The following is a 16,477-nucleotide window of genomic DNA, read 5'->3' on the forward strand; positions in this document are numbered from 1 at the left end:
TTGTTGCGGTTAAACGGAAGACTGTTACAGTTTTTATTTTGGAAGCGTCATGCCTAAAAGCAAACCACAAACTGCGGTCATTATTGTGGCCGCTGGTTCCGGCTCAAGGTTGAACAATGGGACGACTGACCTTCCCAAGCAATATCAATTGCTTGACGAGAAATCTGTACTTGAACACACCATCAGCGCATTCGCCTCACACGCGCACATCGACATCATATTGCCCGTAATTAGTCGCGAGCATTCGTCAATTTATCAGTCTCTAGCGCTGTCACATCCCAAGCTATCTGCCCCCATTATCGGCGGTGCTTCTCGGCAAGCCTCTGTATTTGAAGGACTTAATGCGATTGACGCAGAGGTAATCAAAACTGTTCTTATACATGATGCTGCACGACCATTTGTCAGCGCACAAATCATTAGTGATGTAATCAAGTCTTCTAAAAATGGCGGTGCAATTCCGGCACTGCCGATCACCGACACCCTGAAATTCGCGCCAAACAAAACACAAATTTCAAAGACATTGGATCGCAGCCAGCATTTCGCAGCGCAGACGCCACAAGCATTTGACTTTGATCCAATCTTATCCGCGCATAAAAAAGCTGCGTTACAATCAGATGTGGAATTCACCGATGACGCGTCGATTGCTGAGTGGGCGGGCCTCAATGTCGCCATCGTCAGAGGCGACCCAAATAATAAGAAAATCACATTTGCTGAGGACCTAGCGGAGGCCCGTACCAAAATGAATGATAATAACAAACTCGAAACTCGGGTCGGCACCGGATATGATGTTCACGCGTTTGAACCCGGCAACGAAGTCATTTTGGGCGGTATTCATATCCCTTTCGATAAGAAACTAAAGGGGCATTCTGATGCAGACGTGGCGCTGCACACAATTACTGATGCCATCTATGGTGCCCTCGCCGCTGGCGACATTGGCCAACACTTCCCTCCGTCCGATGATAAATGGAAAAACAAGGATTCTGCTGTGTTTCTTGAGCACGCCGTATCATTGATCAACGCGCAATTAGGGCGACTTGTGAATGTCGATCTAACGATCATTTGCGAACAACCAAAAATTGGTCCACACTGCGTCGCAATGCGGCAAAATATTGCGAATATTTGTAAAATTGCGAACTCGCGGGTCTCGGTAAAGGCCACAACTTCTGAAAAGCTGGGGTTCACCGGTCGTGGAGAAGGTATTGCCGCTCAAGCTGTTGTATCAATTGAAGTGCCGTCAAAGGACTGAAGATGCTCGAGGATGATGTTTTACACCTAGCTCAGATTGCAATCGAACAACTCACATCAAAAGGCGTCACCCTAACCACCGCGGAGAGTTGCACCGGCGGTCTAATCGCCGGAGCACTTACCGCCATACCCGGATCATCCGATGTGGTACATGGTGGGTTTGTGACCTACTCGAACCGCGCAAAATCCGAAATGTTGGGCATCAACCCAGAACTAATTGAAGAACATGGTGCTGTTTCCAAGCAAGTTGCATGCGCCATGGCTGAAGGCGCACAGCGAGAAACCGGCACATCCCTAGCCGTCGCAGTAACAGGTGTTGCCGGCCCAACCGGCGGCAGCCGAGAAAAGCCTGTTGGAACAGTGCATTTTGCGTGTGCTGACGGAACCAAAACAAGTCATATTGTGCGCAAGTTCGGCGACATCGGACGCGAGGAAGTTCGCGAAGAAACGGTTCGCGTCGCTCTTACCCTTGTGCTTGCCTGTGTTGATCAGCGTGACTTGCCATAAAGGCGTTGTGCTTGATCCATAAAGGCATCAACAATTTCACGTTGTTTTTCAACGAAAAGCGGTTCGGCAATCGCTGCGATAAACCGATTGCGCATCTCAAAATCTACTGAGAAGTCCACATGTGTGCCCGCTTCAGTCTCAGTGAAACGCCATTCGCTTTCCAAATAGGAAAATGGATCATCGTCCGAAACCGCCCGTACACTCATGCGTTCACGATCAGCATGCACATTGCTCTCATAGGACTGATTGATCGGCCCAAATGAAATAAGCATACGCGCCAGACACTTACCTTCTTCCGGTAAGTTGGTGATCTGCATATCAGAGCAATTCGGCACAAACGATGGATAGCGCGCCAGATCACTCACCAGATCAAACATCTGTTCTGGCGAGTGTGGCACTTCGCGTTCAAAGGCAATTTTTGTCATCAAATAATGGTCCGCTTAGCCCAACTTGGCTTCGCGTGCTTTGCGCAACTTTTCAAAATCATCACCAGCGTGGTGAGATGAACGCGTAAGCGGGCTAGATGACACCATCAAGAAGCCTTTTGTGTAGGCAATGCGTTCGAACGCCTTGAATTCGTCAGGCGTGACGAACCGATCCACCTTGTGGTGCTTCTTTGTGGGCTGCAAATATTGGCCGATGGTCAGAAAATCTACATTCGCTACCCGCAAATCGTCCATCAACTGCAAGACTTCGTTCCGCTCTTCGCCCAAACCAACCATGATTCCGGATTTGGTGAACATTGTTGGATCGATCTCTTTGACTTTTTGCAGGAGCCGGATCGAGTGGAAATAACGCGCACCGGGCCGTACCGTAAGATAGTTTGATGGTACTGTCTCAAGATTGTGGTTGAACACGTCAGGTTTTGCCGCAACGACTTTTTCCAATGCACCATCTTTGCGCAAGAAATCAGGTGTGAGGATTTCAATCGTCGTGCTTGGCGAGACCTCGCGCACCGCTTGGATCACTTCAACAAAGTGTTGAGCGCCGCCGTCTGCTAGGTCGTCGCGATCAACCGATGTAATCACAACGTGCTTTAGACCCAGCGTTTTGACCGTGTTGGCCACATTCATCGGCTCTTTGGGGTCAAGCGCCGTTGGCAAGCCTGTGCGTACGTTACAGAACGCACAAGCGCGGGTACAAATCTCGCCCATAATCATCATAGTGGCGTGCTTTTTGTCCCAGCATTCGCCGATATTGGGACAACCAGCCTCTTCACACACGGTGACGATATCGTTGTCTTTTACGATCTTGCGTGTTTCGCCATAACCCTTGGAACCCGGTGCCTTAACGCGGATCCAGCTTGGCTTACGCAACACCTCTGTGTCCGGACGGTTCGCCTTTTCAGGGTGCCGAGGACGCGCTTTATTCGTATTATCAACCAAAGTCACCACGATGGGATGCTCCTTTGTGTCAGATCAATAGGTCGCTGTCGCAAACGACAGCAATTTTGACCTATATATTGAGTGCTTGATCGTATGCGTCAAGGACACTCTCTTTCATCATTTCGGACAATGTGGGGTGTGGGAAGATTGTGTGCATCAATTCTTCCTCGGTCGTTTCCAAATTCATGGCCACAACAAAGCCCTGAATAAGCTCTGTCACTTCAGCGCCAACCATGTGTGCTCCAAGCAATTCGCCGGTCTTTTTGTCAAAGATTGTTTTAACTAGACCTTCAGGCTCGCCCAATGCAATTGCCTTGCCATTGCCCATAAACGGGAACCGACCGACACGGATCTCACGGCCTGCTTCTTTTGCCGCTTTTTCCGTCAGGCCAACGCTTGCGACTTGCGGCTCACAATAAGTACAACCTGGAATCTGGTTCTTGTTCATCGGATGGACATCTTTGCCCGCAATCTTTTCGATGCACAAAACGCCTTCATGCTCGGCCTTGTGCGCCAACATCGGCGCACCAGCAACGTCACCAATGGCGTAAATTCCAGAAACATTGGTTTTGCAGAAACCGTCAATTGCAATGAAACCGCGCTCAGTTTTCACACCGACTTTTTCCAAACCAATATTTTCAATATTTGCTTGAACACCCACGGCAGAAATCAGTTTGTCAGCCTCAATGACTTGGCTTTGGCCATCCTTCAATTCGATGTGCGCTTTCACGCCAGCAGATGAATTCTCAACTTTCGCCACTTTGGCTTCAGTCAGGATTTTGATGCCGCGCTTTTCAAGTCGCTTGCGTGCATGAGCAGAAATTTCTTCGTCTTCCACCGGCATGATTTGGCTCATCAATTCGACAACGGTCACATCCGCGCCCATGGACGCATAGAACGATGCGAATTCGATACCGATTGCGCCTGATCCCATAACTACTAAGGACTTTGGCATTTCTTGCGGCACAAGCGCTTCAAAATATGTCCAGATGTTTTTACCGTCGGGCTCAATGCCAGGCAAAATCCGTGGCCGCGCACCTGTGGCAATAATGATATGCTTGGCTTTGTACGTGCCGTGTGGCAACACGCCTTTTGGCGCGGGCACAGACGGCTCCATAACAGGCTTGGAGCTCTCGCCTACTTTGACTTCGCCAGGTTTGGTGATTTCCGCTTCACCCCAAATCACGTCAATCTTGTTCTTTTTCATCAAGAACCCAACGCCATTATTCATTTGCTTGGCGATTTGGCGTGAGCGTTTCACAACGTCAGAAATCTCAAACGTGAATTCACCGGCCTCGAGACCAAAATTCTTTGCGTGCCCCATATGGCTGTAAATCTCAGCGCTACGCAAAAGCGCCTTGGTTGGAATACAGCCCCAGTTGGAGCAAATACCAGCAAGATGCTCGCGCTCAACCACAGCGACCTTCATGCCCAATTGCGCGCCGCGAATTGCCGCGACATAACCACCGGGTCCGCCGCCGATAATGATCACATCATACTGATTTGCCATATTCTTTTCCTTGGGTTTCTAGCCGCTAGTACTTAGTTCAGCGACAATAGTTCTTTTACGACTGGCGCAAGCGCCAATCCTATTTTTCTTGTGTTCGCAGCGTCCAAATGTACGCCATCCGTTGGGTCGAGTTGCACAATTGGCGCAACATCAAAAAAGTTGACATTTTCGCGCTCACAAATTTGACGATATTTGGCCGCATACGCCGTCGAAAGCTCTGCGGCGCCAGCCATCACATCGTTGAACAGCGCATCCGCACCCGCCTCAACCAACGGCGGCGACAGAACCAGAATGTCCGGTATCGGATGGCCCGGTTTGTACGCAAACGTCTTCACGATAGTGATCAGCCTTGTAATACCCATGGCCGAACCAGCAGCATTGCCACAAATGTGGGTGCGCATATCGTTGGTACCCAAAAATATAATCACCAAATCTAATGGCTCATGTGTTGCCAACAAGCTTGGCAATGCCTTTGCCCCATTACGTTCTGTGGCAATTGAATAATCATCAAAGACTGTCGTACGGCCATTTAAGCCCTCAGCAAAAACACGTGCTTGCCCTGCCAATTGTGCCTCAAGCACATTCGGCCAGCGATCCTCAAACGCGTGGCGACCGCCAGATTTAGCATCCGCTCCCCACGTCAATGAATCACCAAAGGCAAGCACGTTTTTCATTCTACTTGCCCAAACTGTCGTGCAGTTTTTGAAGTTTGCGATCAATCGACTTCACGACTTTCGGAACTTTACCTCCAGCACGCAAATTGAAGACATTGCCTTTTGCGCGCTCATACATGCTTTTGCCGTAAACCTTGATAATTGGACAAGGTAGGTATTTCTTACTTTTGCCCGAAAAATCGAAGCAAACCAGGTTACCAGCTTTAGACGCCTTATCGAGTGGAGCACCAACACCCCATGCGCCAACGGCTACTTTTTCTGCCTTGCCTTCCCAAACAAGGATTCGCCCGTTAGGCGCAAAGTAGGCCACTACAGTGCCTCGGAACGGGAACACATCTTTTAGCGCATTAGCTTTAACTTTCGGGCGTTTTAGAGTGAAGGTGTAGCCGGCAAATTCTTTGCGAGCGGCACTCTCACTCATAAAACCAATATCTCGCGCCTGGCGAATTGATATTTTTTCCGCATTAATATCTTTTGCGTGCGCACTGACAATCGTCAGCGCCAGCACGCTTAAAAACAAAAATATTCTTTTCATAGTATTTTCAGAACCATCCAATTTTACCAACTTACGCCAGCATCATCACCGGCGTTTCAATGAGTTGTTTGAACACACCGAGTGCTTGAGCACCCAGCACGCCATCCACAACACGGTGATCGCATGACATTGTAACTGTCATGAAATTGCCAACAGCGATTTCACCGTTTTCCACAACAACACGTTCTTCACCAGCACCAACGGCCAAAATTGAACCGTGTGGTGGATTGATGACTGCTTGGAAATTGGTCACGCCGAACATGCCAAGATTGGATACGGAGCTGCTGCCGCCCTGATATTCATGCGGCGCGAGCTTTTTCGATTTAGCGCGTTTGGCCAAATCTTTTACTTCAGCAGAAATTTCACGAAGCGATTTTTGCTCTGCCTTTTTCACAACTGGCGTAAACAAACCACCTGGAACAGAAACCGCCACCGCAATATCAGAATGGTGATGCTTTAGCGTATGCTCACCTGCCCAAGATGCATTCGCATCTGGCACTTCTTGCAAAGCCATTGCCCAAGCTTTCATGATGAAATCATTCACCGAAAGCTTGAACTCAGGACGACCATTTTCGTCTTTCTTCGCAGTTGCGTTGATCCGAGCACGTGCCTCGAGCAAATCGTCCAACCGGACATCCATGCTGATATAGAAGTGCGGAACAGTTTGTTTGGCTTCGGTCAAGCGTGCAGCAATTACTTTGCGCATGCCGTCATTGGCCACCAAATCGTATGTGCCTTCTTCATAAAGGCCAATCACATCTTTATCGGCCATGCCGGATGAAAGCGATGGTGCTGCAGAAGCGGTTGCCGCAGGTGCAGCTTGTGGAACGCCCTCACGCAGAGCCTTTTCGATGTCTCGCTTGACAACGCGACCTTTCGGACCAGTACCTGAAAGCAGTGTCACATCAATGCTGGCTTCCTTGGCCAAACGACGCGCCAATGGTGAAGCAAATGTGCGCTCACCATTCGCCTTTGACGCAGCAGCCGCAGTTGGCAATGCTGGTGCGGCAGAAGGCCCAGGCTCAGTTTTTGGCGCAGGCGCCTCTGCCTTCGGCTCTTCCTTTGCAGGCGCTGCAGCCGCGGCCGGTGCAGCGGCAGGTGCCGCAGCAACGTCACTAATATCCGATGCGCTTTCGCCATCTTCAAGCAAAACCGCAATCACAGTGTTCACTTTGACGTTTTGCGCGCCCTCTTCCACCAAGATTTTGCCAACAACACCTTCGTCGATGCTCTCAACTTCCATCGTGGCTTTATCGGTTTCGATTTCCGCGATGACGTCACCGGCGGAAACTGTGTCGCCTTCTTTAACGTTCCACTTTGCAAGATTGCCCTCTTCCATTGTCGGAGACAGGGCTGGCATTGTAATATTGATCGTCATGTTCGATCCTCTCTTCCCTGAATCTCCGACTAGCGGTAAGTAACTGAATTTACCGCTTGGATGACTTCGTCAACATTCGGCAGTGCTAGTTTTTCTAGGTTTGCAGCATATGGCATCGGCACATCTTTGCCGGTAATACGCGTCACTGGCGCATCCAAATAATCAAATGCCTCATCCATCAAACGTGCAGAAATCTCAGAACCGATGGAACCTTGCGGCCAACCTTCTTCAACAGTCACGCAACGGCCGGTTTTCTTAACAGATTCAACAACAGTAGGCATGTCCAACGGACGTAGAGTACGCAGATCGATCAGTTCAACATCTACTCCTGCAGCGACAAGCTTTTCAGTTGCTTCTGTTGCATATCGCATGCCCATAGAGTGAGAAACGACCGTGACGTCAGAACCTTGACGAACAACTTTGGCTTTACCCAAAGGCACTGTCCAATCGTCAAGTTTTGGAACGTCAAACGATGTGCCGTAAAGCAATTCATTCTCCAAGAAGACGACCGGGTTCGGGCTGCGGATTGCAGATTTTAGCAAGCCTTTTGCGTCCGCCGCTGAATATGGTGAAACCACAATCAGGCCCGGCACATGTGCGTACCATGCTGAGAAATCTTGGCTGTGTTGCGCGCCAACGCGAGATGCTGGACCATTCGGGCCACGGAACACGATTGGCGATGTCACTTGGCCGCCAGACATGTAGTGCGTCTTCGCAGCAGAGTTGATGATTTGGTCAATCGCCTGCATAGCAAAGTTAAATGTCATGAATTCAATGATTGGCTTCAAACCAGCAAAGGCAGCACCAACTCCTAAACCTGCAAAGCCATGCTCGGTAATCGGTGTATCAATGACCCTCTTGTCGCCAAATTCCTGCAACAAACCTTGTGTGACTTTGTAAGCACCCTGATATTCGGCAACTTCTTCGCCCATCACAAACACGTCGCCGTCAGCACGCATTTCTTCAGCCATCGCGTCACGCAATGCTTCGCGAACAGTTGTCGACACCATTTCAGTGCCTTCAGGAATTTCGCTGTCCGCTTGCGCTTCAAACACAGGTGCAGCCGGCACCGGTGCGGCAGCTGGCTGTTCAGCTGGAGCTTCCGTTGCAGGAACGGTGTCCTGTGCAGTGGCGGTTTCTTCGGATGCAGCGGGAGCTGATGACGCTTGAATATTGTCAGCGCTTTCACCCTCTTCAATAAGAGCAGCAATCGGCGTGTTCACTTTGACGTTTTGCGCGCCTTCTTCGACAAAAATTTTGCCGATAATGCCTTCATCAACCGCTTCAACTTCCATAGTTGCTTTGTCGGTTTCAATTTCAGCAATCACATCACCTGCGGTAACGCTATCGCCTTCTTTTACGAGCCACTTGGCAAGGTTGCCTTCTTCCATCGTTGGTGACAGAGCAGGCATCAAAATTTCTACTGGCATATTATTTCTCCTGGTCCGTCAGCTCTAAACTGTAATCTCTGTGTAAAGCTCAGACACATCTGGCTCTGGATCGTTTGTGGCAAAGTCAGCCGCTTCTGAAACAATCGCGCGGATGTCTTTATCAATGGCTTTCAACTCGTCTTCCGTTGCCCAGCCCTTGTCCAAAATCCGTGTTTTAACTTGCTCGATCGGGTCACGCTCTGTGCGCATCGACTGAACTTCGTCCTTTGAACGATATTTTGCTGGATCAGACATCGAGTGTCCGCGATAGCGATAAGTCTGCATTTCAAGGATGTATGGGCCCTTGCCTTCACGCGCATGTTTGATCGCCCGCTCAGACGCTTCGCGCACCATGCGCACATCCATGCCATCCACTTGCTCGCCCGGAATGCCGAATGAAGCGCCGCGCTGCGACAAATCAGTGGTCGAAGCCGCACGCTCTAGGCTTGTTCCCATCGCGTATTTGTTGTTTTCGATGATGTAGATAACCGGCAAGCTCCAAAGCTTTGCCATGTTGAAGCTCTCATACACCTGGCCCTGGTTCGAAGCACCGTCACCAAAGTACGTCAAGCTTACATTGTCTTCACCGCGATATTTTGCAGCAAACGCAAGGCCTGTACCAAGGCTAACCTGCGCGCCAACAATTCCGTTACCGCCATAAAAGCGTTCTTCGTTGGAGAACATGTGCATGGAGCCGCCCTTGCCTTTGGACAAACCACCTGCACGTCCGGTCAATTCAGCCATTACCGCTTTCGGATCTAGCCCAACAATCAGCATGTGACCGTGATCACGATAACCAGTTATCGAAGCGTCGCCCTTTTTGGAGGCCATATGCACCCCAGTAACAACTGCCTCTTGTCCGATGTAGAGGTGGCAGAAGCCGCCAATGAGACCCATACCGTACATCTGGCCCGCTTTTTCTTCAAAACGGCGGATCAAAAGCATTTCACGATAGGCGTAAAGATCTTCGTCTTTCGTGAACTCAGGCGCATTCGATTTCGTCGAAACCGCCTTGTTATCGGACTTTTTTGACATTCGCTTCTCCAACTTTAAGCCTGGCCGAATCCCAAAACTGGGATCGCGCGGCTTTTCCGCATACAAGTTTGGCGCATCATAGCGCCGGATGAGTTGATTTAGAAATCTCGATTTACTTGAAACTAAACTGGTAAAATACTGCAATTAAACAGTTTTACGCCGATAACCTGATCTAGGTTAAACGATACAATTAACTGAATTTACGTTACTTGTTATGTGTAGGGACTATTGTGTCGCTTGGGTTGCCCCATCCTAGCAGATGGCGCGCACGCTCTGTCAACAGATCAGGGTCGAGCCGATCGGCAGCCAACAAGGAATTCCGATTTTGCGCCACTTCGATGCGTCTAGCAAGCGCATCGCGCTGGTCCTGCAACTCAATAACCTGCTGAGAAAACCTTGCCTGCGAGGCGATGCCAAATTTACCCTCGATCAAATGGTAGCCAAGATACCCCTGAAACGCGATCAAAACAGCGGCTATGGCCAACTTATTGCGCAGTTTCGGGCGTTTAAGACGTGTGGGCATAAAATGTCCGGTACATAGTTTGAATTTTACCCAATATGCACGAAAGCTATTAATGCTGAGTTGCCATCATTTATTTAGTTTCAAAAGTGTCCATTCCAATACTCTGATCCTTGTTCCCTGCTCGACAACGGACCAATGACTGTTTTGCTGCTGAGCAACTCAAGGCAGCTGCCATACTCCCCCATTAGGTTGGAAAATTCATCAAATTCAGCTTCATGAATCAAGAACGCATGTGCACTTTGATCATGACCCAAGAAAGCATAGCAAAGGCCCGAGTTTTGCCGACGAAGCAACTCACCAAAACGATAATACATATCGGTGTGCAACCACTTTCCATAGTTCTTTTCGGTCTCGTATTCCCATTCAAATTGCTCCTGTCCAATTTGAAATGTCACCACACAAGCTTCGTAATAGTCGTCTTCTTGGTCGTCACCAACCGGCACATGTACAACTTGCAAACCTTCAATTGGCAAAGCACCGCCCGAAATACTGATTAAGTCCTCCAGGACTTCTTTGTAATTTTCAGCTGTCTCTTCAAGTTTAAGTGGAATTTCACACATGCCTGGCAGCGCCGCGCGAACATTGGCACTCGTCATCTCCGACGAGGCGCTTGCGAGTCCTACAACATACTCGTCAATTCCCAAAACCAGAGACAAAAAATCATCATCCCAATCTTCGAAAGCCTCTGATGAAATCTTGATCCAGTCGTAATCTGCTGAAACCATGTTATGTTTCATCATGAAATCGAGCATTTTTGTGAGCTCAAATTCAGGGATGCCGCTATCGTGAGCCAAACCATCATCAGCCACGAAAGACAATTCTTCCTCCCTGCCAAACATGAATTCATTCAAAGAATAGCCATTTGTAAATGCGAAATAGGAGTATCCGAAGAACTTAATTACCACCATCAGGATGGCAAACCCAAAAATGGCGAAAAACGCATAATCCTCAACAAAACTTTCCATCATTCTCACTTCAAAAAATTGCTTAAAACAAAAAGACGCCGCCCCAGCTAAGGGCGACGTCTATATTATATTCAATGTTTTGTTGCCGAGGACAAGTAAATCCTTTTGGCCACACAAGAGCTTATCAACTAGCCCTTCAGGATATCGCGGCCAGCATATTTCGCAGCAAAACCAAGCTGTTCTTCAATGCGGATCAGCTGGTTGTACTTTGCCAACCGGTCAGACCGCGCCAAAGAACCAGTTTTGATTTGGCCACAACCCATCGCCACCGCAAGGTCAGCAATAGTTGCGTCTTCAGTTTCGCCAGAACGGTGAGACATTACTGAAGTGTAGTTGGCCTTATGCGCCATATCCACAGCTTCAGAAGTCTCTGTCAGCGAGCCAATTTGGTTCACTTTAACTAGGATAGAGTTTGCAACACCCATCTTGATGCCAGACTTCAAACGCTCAGAGTTGGTCACGAACAAATCATCGCCAACCAATTGGCACTTATTGCCAATCGCTTGTGTCAAAGCTTTCCAGCCGTCCCAGTCATCTTCGTCCATGCCGTCTTCAATTGAAATGATTGGGTAGTTGCCGACCAAATCTTCTAGGTAGCGAACCATTTCGTCGCTGCCCAACACTTTGCCTTCGCCTTTTAGGTTGTACTTGCCATCTTTGTAATACTCAGATGATGCGCAATCCATGGCCAAATAGACGTCTTCACCTGGCTTGTAGCCAGCTTTTTCAATCGACTGCATGATGAAATCAAGCGCTGCAGTTGTTGAAGAAAGGTTTGGTGCAAAACCACCCTCGTCACCCACATTGGTGTTGTGGCCCTCAGCTGAAAGGCCTTTTTTCAATGTGTGGAAAATTTCAGAACCAATACGCACAGCGTCCGCAATGTTTTCTGCACCAACAGGCATAACCATGAATTCTTGAATATCGATTGGGTTATCCGCATGCTCACCACCATTGATGATGTTCATCATTGGCACAGGCAAAATGTGCGCATTTGAGCCGCCAACATAGCGGTACAGTGGAAGCGCTGATGATTCAGCAGCAGCTTTCGCCACAGCCATCGAAACACCAAGAATAGCGTTGGCGCCCAACTTGGCTTTGTTTGGCGTGCCATCAAGTTCAATCATCACTTGGTCGATTGAACGTTGGTCAAGCGCATCCATACCTTGAATTTCATTGAAGATAACGGTGTTCACCGCATCAACGGCTTTGGTAACGCCCTTGCCCATATATTGATCGCCGCCATCACGCAGCTCAACAGCTTCGTGCGCACCAGTAGACGCACCAGAAGGAACCGCCGCGCGGCCAAATGAGCCATCATCCAATACAACATCAACTTCAACGGTTGGGTTGCCACGGCTGTCAAAAATTTGACGGCCAGTTACATCAATAATGGCTGACATTATATATTATCTCCTAGTGGGGGTTGGTGATTTTGAGGCTGTCATACCCCCAAATCATGACAATGCAAAGTCTTATTGCGCGTTTCCCGCCTTGCAAGCGGCAAGATCAACCATCGATCAACGCCAAGGCCCTGTTTCTTTAAGCTCTGCTATCCCTCTGTTGGTCCGCCAGCTTCTTTCCAGTCGTTGAACCCGCCAATATTGGTGACAGAGCTGTAGCCCATTTCCTTCAATGTCTTGCCCGCCAGTGCCGCCTGCCCGCCAACAGCGCACAACACAAATATGTTGGCATCTTTCTTCATTGCCGGATTGTGATGTGGCGTCTTGTCATCAGCGGCGAATTCAATGAACCCGCGCGATATCCGCAACGCGCCCGCTACGGTGCCCGACTTGGCAATGTCGCCACTGTCACGCACATCAACAAACACGCTGTCCGCTTTGCCATGAAAGGCAATTGCTTCCTCGGCAGGCACACGTTTCACAATGGCGTTTGCTTCTTCCAAATAGTCTTGCGCTGTTTTCATTTTCATTGTCCTTTGGAGGGAATTAATACGATCTAATCTTATGTCCAAACGATACTGCCACGAAATCAAATCTTTGACACCTCGCTTTCCAAATCGTGTAGTTTGAAAACAGCGCACAACAATGTGCTCAACAGCTCCTTGCTTTGAGTTTTGATTTTCAGGACGCGAGGCGTTTTAGGTCTCGTCATCTATTGAGTTAGTAATGAGACGTAGAACGCCTCGCGCAAATGGCTTGCTGCTTAAAAAGAAAATGCCCCGAGGTGCTCACCCTTCTATCCTCTTTAAATGCATCACAATCCGTGGTTATGAACATTGCTGCTCAAGATTGCAGATCATTGCTGATCCAATGGGAACCAACCCACTAATGACTGACATCTGCCTTCGGCGTCAGACTGGACATTTACTTTCAAGCGAAAGGCAAACGTCTTGCCTTTCAACCATCCCCTTTTCTTTGAAGGTTGTTTTATGACCCCGGATCGAGTCCGGGGTGGTGCGGGTGGAGATTTGCATCTCCCGCACCGTCCCGCACAACTAAGTGGCGTTTACGCCACGAGAGGCTGATGCGAGACCTATTGGCGTCGTTAGCTAATCTCTCCTGTCGTCACCCTCGGGCTTGACCCGAGGGTCCATGGTGAGCGGACAAGTGGCAAAGCATTGTTAGCTTTGCAGCGGCTTTACCACACAGCACCGCAACATGGATGCTCGGGTCAAGCCCGAGCATGACGAAGGAAAGAACCCAACGCCTCAAAAAACTTCCTCACCGTCCGACATTCGTCAATGTCCTGAACGGTTTCAAGAAAAGGTGAGAACATCATCGCACAGGGTCAAAGAACGGGGATAAGTTTTTAATCATCGCCACAGCATGCGAAATCTTGAACTTGCATTTCAGCCCTTTCATCGCCATATTACGATGAAAGCGAAAGAGAGCAAAATGCAGACCCTAGAAACATTATCGCGGAACCCGTTCTCACGAGCAGATTGGCTCAACAAGAATTGCCCATGCACATCACTTGAACGCAAAATGCTGCCAGAATTAGAGGCGGCAGGTCTGTTGTTTTCTCAAACACCTGTATTCCTTTCCAAAACTGAATTTGCGCAAATTGAATCGCAAATCAAAACCCTGGAATCGATCGTCGATCTGCCCGCGTATAAACAATTGGTGCTTGCATCTTCTCCATCCATTGCCAAGACGGACAATGGAGAACACGGCGTGTTTATGGGATATGACTTTCATATGAGTGATGAAGGTCCCAAACTCATTGAGATCAATACCAATGCCGGCGGCGCATTTTTGGTTGATGCGCTGTACCGCGCCCAAGATGTCTGTTGTTGGGAAGGAGAGCCAAAAGAAAATCCGGACTTTGCAGGAACGATTGCAAATATGTTCCGAAAAGAATGGCAAAAAACGGGAAAAACAGACCCGTTGAAAACTATTGCTATTGTTGACGAAGAGCCGACAGAACAATTCCTTTATGGCGAGTTTTTGATCGCAAAAGAAATGCTTGAAGAACAAGGGTTTCAAATATTGATTGCAGACCCAAGTGACTTCACGTTTGAGCAAAACAAGCTGTGGTTATTCGATGTCAAAATCGACTTGGTCTATAATCGATCGGTTGATTTCTATCTTGAAAAACAAAGTCATGCTGCATTGCAAGCTGCGTTTGAAAACAAAGCGGCAGCAATTACGCCAAACCCACATCATCATGCCCTTTTCGCAGCCAAACAGAATCTCACCATTCTATCCGACGACGAACAACTTGAAGCACTTGGCGCAACAAAGGAGCAGATTTCAGCGCTCGCGTCGGTGCCAAAAACACAAATAGTCAGAACAGAAAACGCTGATGAGCTTTGGTCGAAACGGAAAAAGCTTTTCTTCAAGCCACTCGCTGGGCATGGCGGCAAGGCTGTCTATCGTGGTGACAAAATCACGAAAAAAACATGGGCACACATACTTGAGCATGACTATGTAGCCCAAGAAACGGTTGCGCCGAGCGTGCGAAACGCCAAATCTGATTGCGAAAAAGGCACGATGACGCTCAAGTCCGATATCCGGTTGTTCACCTACAAAGGCGAAATGATTTTGGCCGCTGCTCGGCTCTATCAGGGACAAACGACCAATTTCCGCACGACCGGCGGCGGATTTGCGCCCGTTTATGTGGTCTAACCACAAATCAAAGCAAGAATCGTCAAGAAGTCGCGGATGAAATAAGCTAGCCTTAATTAATCGCATCAATTTCAAGGCGTGCCATGCTGCCCCTACAGGACATACTCGGAGTGCTCAATAAAGGCTTTTCACAAACAGAAAAGCAACACACTCTCGTCGAGATGGCCAAATTGTCGGGTTGGTCACGCTTTCATTTTCATCGCCAATTCAAAACGGTGACTGGTGAAACACCAAAACAATTTGAATTGCGTTTACGTGTTGAACGTGCTGCCGTGTTGCTGCAATCCAGTACCAAGCAAATTGTTGATATTGCTCTCGAAACCGGCTTTTCGAGCCACGAGGTTTTTAGCCGCGCATTTCGACGCCAATTCAATATCAGCCCGCGCGCCTATCGGGCGAAATATGGCCAGAACGATTCAACGCAGTATTTGAAGAACGCACAAATAGCCCGCTCAGTTGGGCCATGTGTGGGACTATTTCATCTTTCGACAAAACATATTGGGAGGCAGATCATGCCAACTTCAGACATTGAAAACAAAGATTTAGCCGCGCAGCCAATCGTCTTTATTCAACGCCAAGTGCCGCAAACCCAACTTCAAGCCCTTTTCGCGGAGTGCTTCCCCAAACTCTATGGCCATTGCATGGCAAACGGGATCGAGATGGCAGGACAGCCCATAGCGCGTTATGTTGCGATCGGAACCGGCAAATGGACCGTGGATTGCGCCATCCCTATTGCTTCCGCAGCTCAATCCGAAGGTGAAATTGAAGCTGGGACGCTGCAAGCCGGACCAACCGCTGTTGCTACCCACCAAGGCGAATATGACACATTGCCAGAAAGCTATGCCGTCATAGAGGAGTGGGTTCAACAAAATGGTTGGAAGAACAATGGCCCCATTTGGGAATGCTATGTGACTTCCCCGGCGGAACACCCAAATCCCACCGATTGGAAAACAGATATTTTCTGGCCAATCACCAAGGGCTAAACCCTAACAAAAAGGCCGCCTCAATGGCGGCCTTTTTCAATCTTTATCGAGCTTTTGTTGGTCCAGTTTTTTGGCCTCAAGCTTGGCTTCCGCTTCTGTTTGTTTACGCTCCGCTTTGGTGCGTCCAAACTTCAAGCGGTTGGCGTCAGCTGTCTTTTCCTTGTCTTGACGCGCCTTTTTCTTGCGCATCTGTCGAAGATTGACAATTTCTGCCAT

The 16,477-nt window shown here is 48.8% G+C and carries 17 protein-coding genes; 4 read left to right on the top strand and 13 right to left on the bottom strand.

The window, feature by feature from the left end:
• Nucleotides 1-49 precede the first annotated feature (49 nt).
• Both QQL65_RS13485 and QQL65_RS13490 read left to right on the top strand, forming a co-directional pair.
• The gene (locus QQL65_RS13485) at nt 50-1,246 is read left to right on the top strand and encodes a bifunctional 2-C-methyl-D-erythritol 4-phosphate cytidylyltransferase/2-C-methyl-D-erythritol 2,4-cyclodiphosphate synthase (protein WP_284365383.1); all 1,197 of its coding nucleotides are present in this window, start codon (nt 50-52) and stop codon (nt 1,244-1,246) included.
• Nucleotides 1,247-1,248: 2 nt separating this feature from the next.
• Nucleotides 1,249-1,752: a CinA family protein gene (locus QQL65_RS13490; RefSeq protein ID WP_284365384.1), complete on the top strand. Its 504-nt coding sequence runs from the start codon at nt 1,249-1,251 to the stop codon at nt 1,750-1,752.
• Here QQL65_RS13490 and QQL65_RS13495 read toward each other — a convergent pair.
• The 12 genes from QQL65_RS13495 to QQL65_RS13550 form a co-directional block, all read right to left on the bottom strand.
• Complete coding sequence (locus QQL65_RS13495) at nt 1,734-2,177, bottom strand: type II toxin-antitoxin system RatA family toxin (RefSeq protein ID WP_284365385.1); 444 nt, start codon at nt 2,175-2,177, stop codon at nt 1,734-1,736. The two genes, QQL65_RS13490 and QQL65_RS13495, sit on opposite strands and share 19 nt — an antisense overlap.
• Nucleotides 2,178-2,192: 15 nt before the next feature.
• Nucleotides 2,193-3,146 (bottom strand): lipoyl synthase, encoded by a 954-nt coding sequence (gene lipA, locus QQL65_RS13500; protein WP_284365386.1) that lies wholly within the window; start codon nt 3,144-3,146, stop codon nt 2,193-2,195.
• A 61-nt stretch (nt 3,147-3,207) separates the two neighbouring features.
• Nucleotides 3,208-4,647 (bottom strand): dihydrolipoyl dehydrogenase, encoded by a 1,440-nt coding sequence (gene lpdA, locus QQL65_RS13505; protein ID WP_284365388.1) that lies wholly within the window; start codon nt 4,645-4,647, stop codon nt 3,208-3,210.
• Between the two features lie 32 nt (nt 4,648-4,679).
• Nucleotides 4,680-5,321 carry an SGNH/GDSL hydrolase family protein gene (locus tag QQL65_RS13510; protein WP_284365390.1) on the bottom strand — a complete coding sequence of 214 codons (642 nt, stop codon included), beginning with the start codon at nt 5,319-5,321 and terminating at the stop codon, nt 4,680-4,682.
• 1 nt (nt 5,322) lies between these two features.
• Complete coding sequence (locus QQL65_RS13515; protein ID WP_284365392.1) at nt 5,323-5,877, bottom strand: hypothetical protein; 555 nt, start codon at nt 5,875-5,877, stop codon at nt 5,323-5,325.
• Between the two features lie 10 nt (nt 5,878-5,887).
• The gene (locus QQL65_RS13520) at nt 5,888-7,234 is read right to left on the bottom strand and encodes a pyruvate dehydrogenase complex dihydrolipoamide acetyltransferase (protein ID WP_284365394.1); all 1,347 of its coding nucleotides are present in this window, start codon (nt 7,232-7,234) and stop codon (nt 5,888-5,890) included.
• 29 nt (nt 7,235-7,263) lie between these two features.
• Nucleotides 7,264-8,664 carry a pyruvate dehydrogenase complex E1 component subunit beta gene (locus QQL65_RS13525; protein ID WP_284365395.1) on the bottom strand — a complete coding sequence of 467 codons (1,401 nt, stop codon included), beginning with the start codon at nt 8,662-8,664 and terminating at the stop codon, nt 7,264-7,266.
• Nucleotides 8,665-8,688: 24 nt separating this feature from the next.
• The gene (gene pdhA, locus QQL65_RS13530; protein ID WP_284365396.1) at nt 8,689-9,699 is read right to left on the bottom strand and encodes a pyruvate dehydrogenase (acetyl-transferring) E1 component subunit alpha; all 1,011 of its coding nucleotides are present in this window, start codon (nt 9,697-9,699) and stop codon (nt 8,689-8,691) included.
• 205 nt (nt 9,700-9,904) lie between these two features.
• The gene (locus QQL65_RS13535) at nt 9,905-10,222 is read right to left on the bottom strand and encodes an FtsB family cell division protein (protein WP_284365397.1); all 318 of its coding nucleotides are present in this window, start codon (nt 10,220-10,222) and stop codon (nt 9,905-9,907) included.
• Nucleotides 10,223-10,302: 80 nt separating this feature from the next.
• Complete coding sequence (locus tag QQL65_RS13540; RefSeq protein WP_284365399.1) at nt 10,303-11,190, bottom strand: hypothetical protein; 888 nt, start codon at nt 11,188-11,190, stop codon at nt 10,303-10,305.
• 125 nt (nt 11,191-11,315) lie between these two features.
• Nucleotides 11,316-12,590, bottom strand: a complete 1,275-nt coding sequence (gene eno, locus QQL65_RS13545; RefSeq protein WP_284365401.1) for a phosphopyruvate hydratase — start codon at nt 12,588-12,590, stop codon at nt 11,316-11,318.
• Between the two features lie 149 nt (nt 12,591-12,739).
• Nucleotides 12,740-13,114: a rhodanese-like domain-containing protein gene (locus QQL65_RS13550; RefSeq protein ID WP_284365403.1), complete on the bottom strand. Its 375-nt coding sequence runs from the start codon at nt 13,112-13,114 to the stop codon at nt 12,740-12,742.
• 931 nt (nt 13,115-14,045) lie between these two features.
• Between QQL65_RS13550 and QQL65_RS13555 the strand changes: the two genes are divergently transcribed.
• Nucleotides 14,046-15,278, top strand: a complete 1,233-nt coding sequence (locus QQL65_RS13555) for an ATP-grasp domain-containing protein (protein ID WP_284365405.1) — start codon at nt 14,046-14,048, stop codon at nt 15,276-15,278.
• 83 nt (nt 15,279-15,361) lie between these two features.
• Nucleotides 15,362-16,261, top strand: a complete 900-nt coding sequence (locus QQL65_RS13560) for a helix-turn-helix domain-containing protein (RefSeq protein WP_284365408.1) — start codon at nt 15,362-15,364, stop codon at nt 16,259-16,261.
• 36 nt (nt 16,262-16,297) lie between these two features.
• Here the strand turns inward: QQL65_RS13560 and QQL65_RS13565 are convergent, their stop codons facing one another.
• On the bottom strand, nt 16,298-16,477 hold the full coding sequence (locus QQL65_RS13565; RefSeq protein WP_284365410.1) for a DUF4169 family protein: 180 nt from the start codon (nt 16,475-16,477) through the stop codon (nt 16,298-16,300).

Origin of the sequence: Maritalea porphyrae, assembly GCF_030159895.1 — a bacterium.
Taxonomy (GTDB): domain Bacteria; phylum Pseudomonadota; class Alphaproteobacteria; order Rhizobiales; family Devosiaceae; genus Maritalea; species Maritalea porphyrae.

Coding starts and splice junctions, on each gene's coding strand:
- QQL65_RS13535 (WP_284365397.1), bottom strand. CDS start 10,222: ATGCCCACACGTCTTAAACGCCCGAAACTGCGCAATAAGTTGGCCATA.
- pdhA (WP_284365396.1), bottom strand. CDS start 9,699: ATGTCAAAAAAGTCCGATAACAAGGCGGTTTCGACGAAATCGAATGCG.
- QQL65_RS13485 (WP_284365383.1), top strand. CDS start 50: ATGCCTAAAAGCAAACCACAAACTGCGGTCATTATTGTGGCCGCTGGT.
- eno (WP_284365401.1), bottom strand. CDS start 12,590: ATGTCAGCCATTATTGATGTAACTGGCCGTCAAATTTTTGACAGCCGT.
- QQL65_RS13540 (WP_284365399.1), bottom strand. CDS start 11,190: ATGATGGAAAGTTTTGTTGAGGATTATGCGTTTTTCGCCATTTTTGGG.
- QQL65_RS13490 (WP_284365384.1), top strand. CDS start 1,249: ATGCTCGAGGATGATGTTTTACACCTAGCTCAGATTGCAATCGAACAA.
- QQL65_RS13495 (WP_284365385.1), bottom strand. CDS start 2,177: ATGACAAAAATTGCCTTTGAACGCGAAGTGCCACACTCGCCAGAACAG.
- QQL65_RS13555 (WP_284365405.1), top strand. CDS start 14,046: ATGCAGACCCTAGAAACATTATCGCGGAACCCGTTCTCACGAGCAGAT.
- QQL65_RS13560 (WP_284365408.1), top strand. CDS start 15,362: ATGCTGCCCCTACAGGACATACTCGGAGTGCTCAATAAAGGCTTTTCA.
- QQL65_RS13510 (WP_284365390.1), bottom strand. CDS start 5,321: ATGAAAAACGTGCTTGCCTTTGGTGATTCATTGACGTGGGGAGCGGAT.
- QQL65_RS13520 (WP_284365394.1), bottom strand. CDS start 7,234: ATGACGATCAATATTACAATGCCAGCCCTGTCTCCGACAATGGAAGAG.
- QQL65_RS13565 (WP_284365410.1), bottom strand. CDS start 16,477: ATGGCAGAAATTGTCAATCTTCGACAGATGCGCAAGAAAAAGGCGCGT.
- QQL65_RS13525 (WP_284365395.1), bottom strand. CDS start 8,664: ATGCCAGTAGAAATTTTGATGCCTGCTCTGTCACCAACGATGGAAGAA.
- lpdA (WP_284365388.1), bottom strand. CDS start 4,647: ATGGCAAATCAGTATGATGTGATCATTATCGGCGGCGGACCCGGTGGT.
- QQL65_RS13550 (WP_284365403.1), bottom strand. CDS start 13,114: ATGAAAACAGCGCAAGACTATTTGGAAGAAGCAAACGCCATTGTGAAA.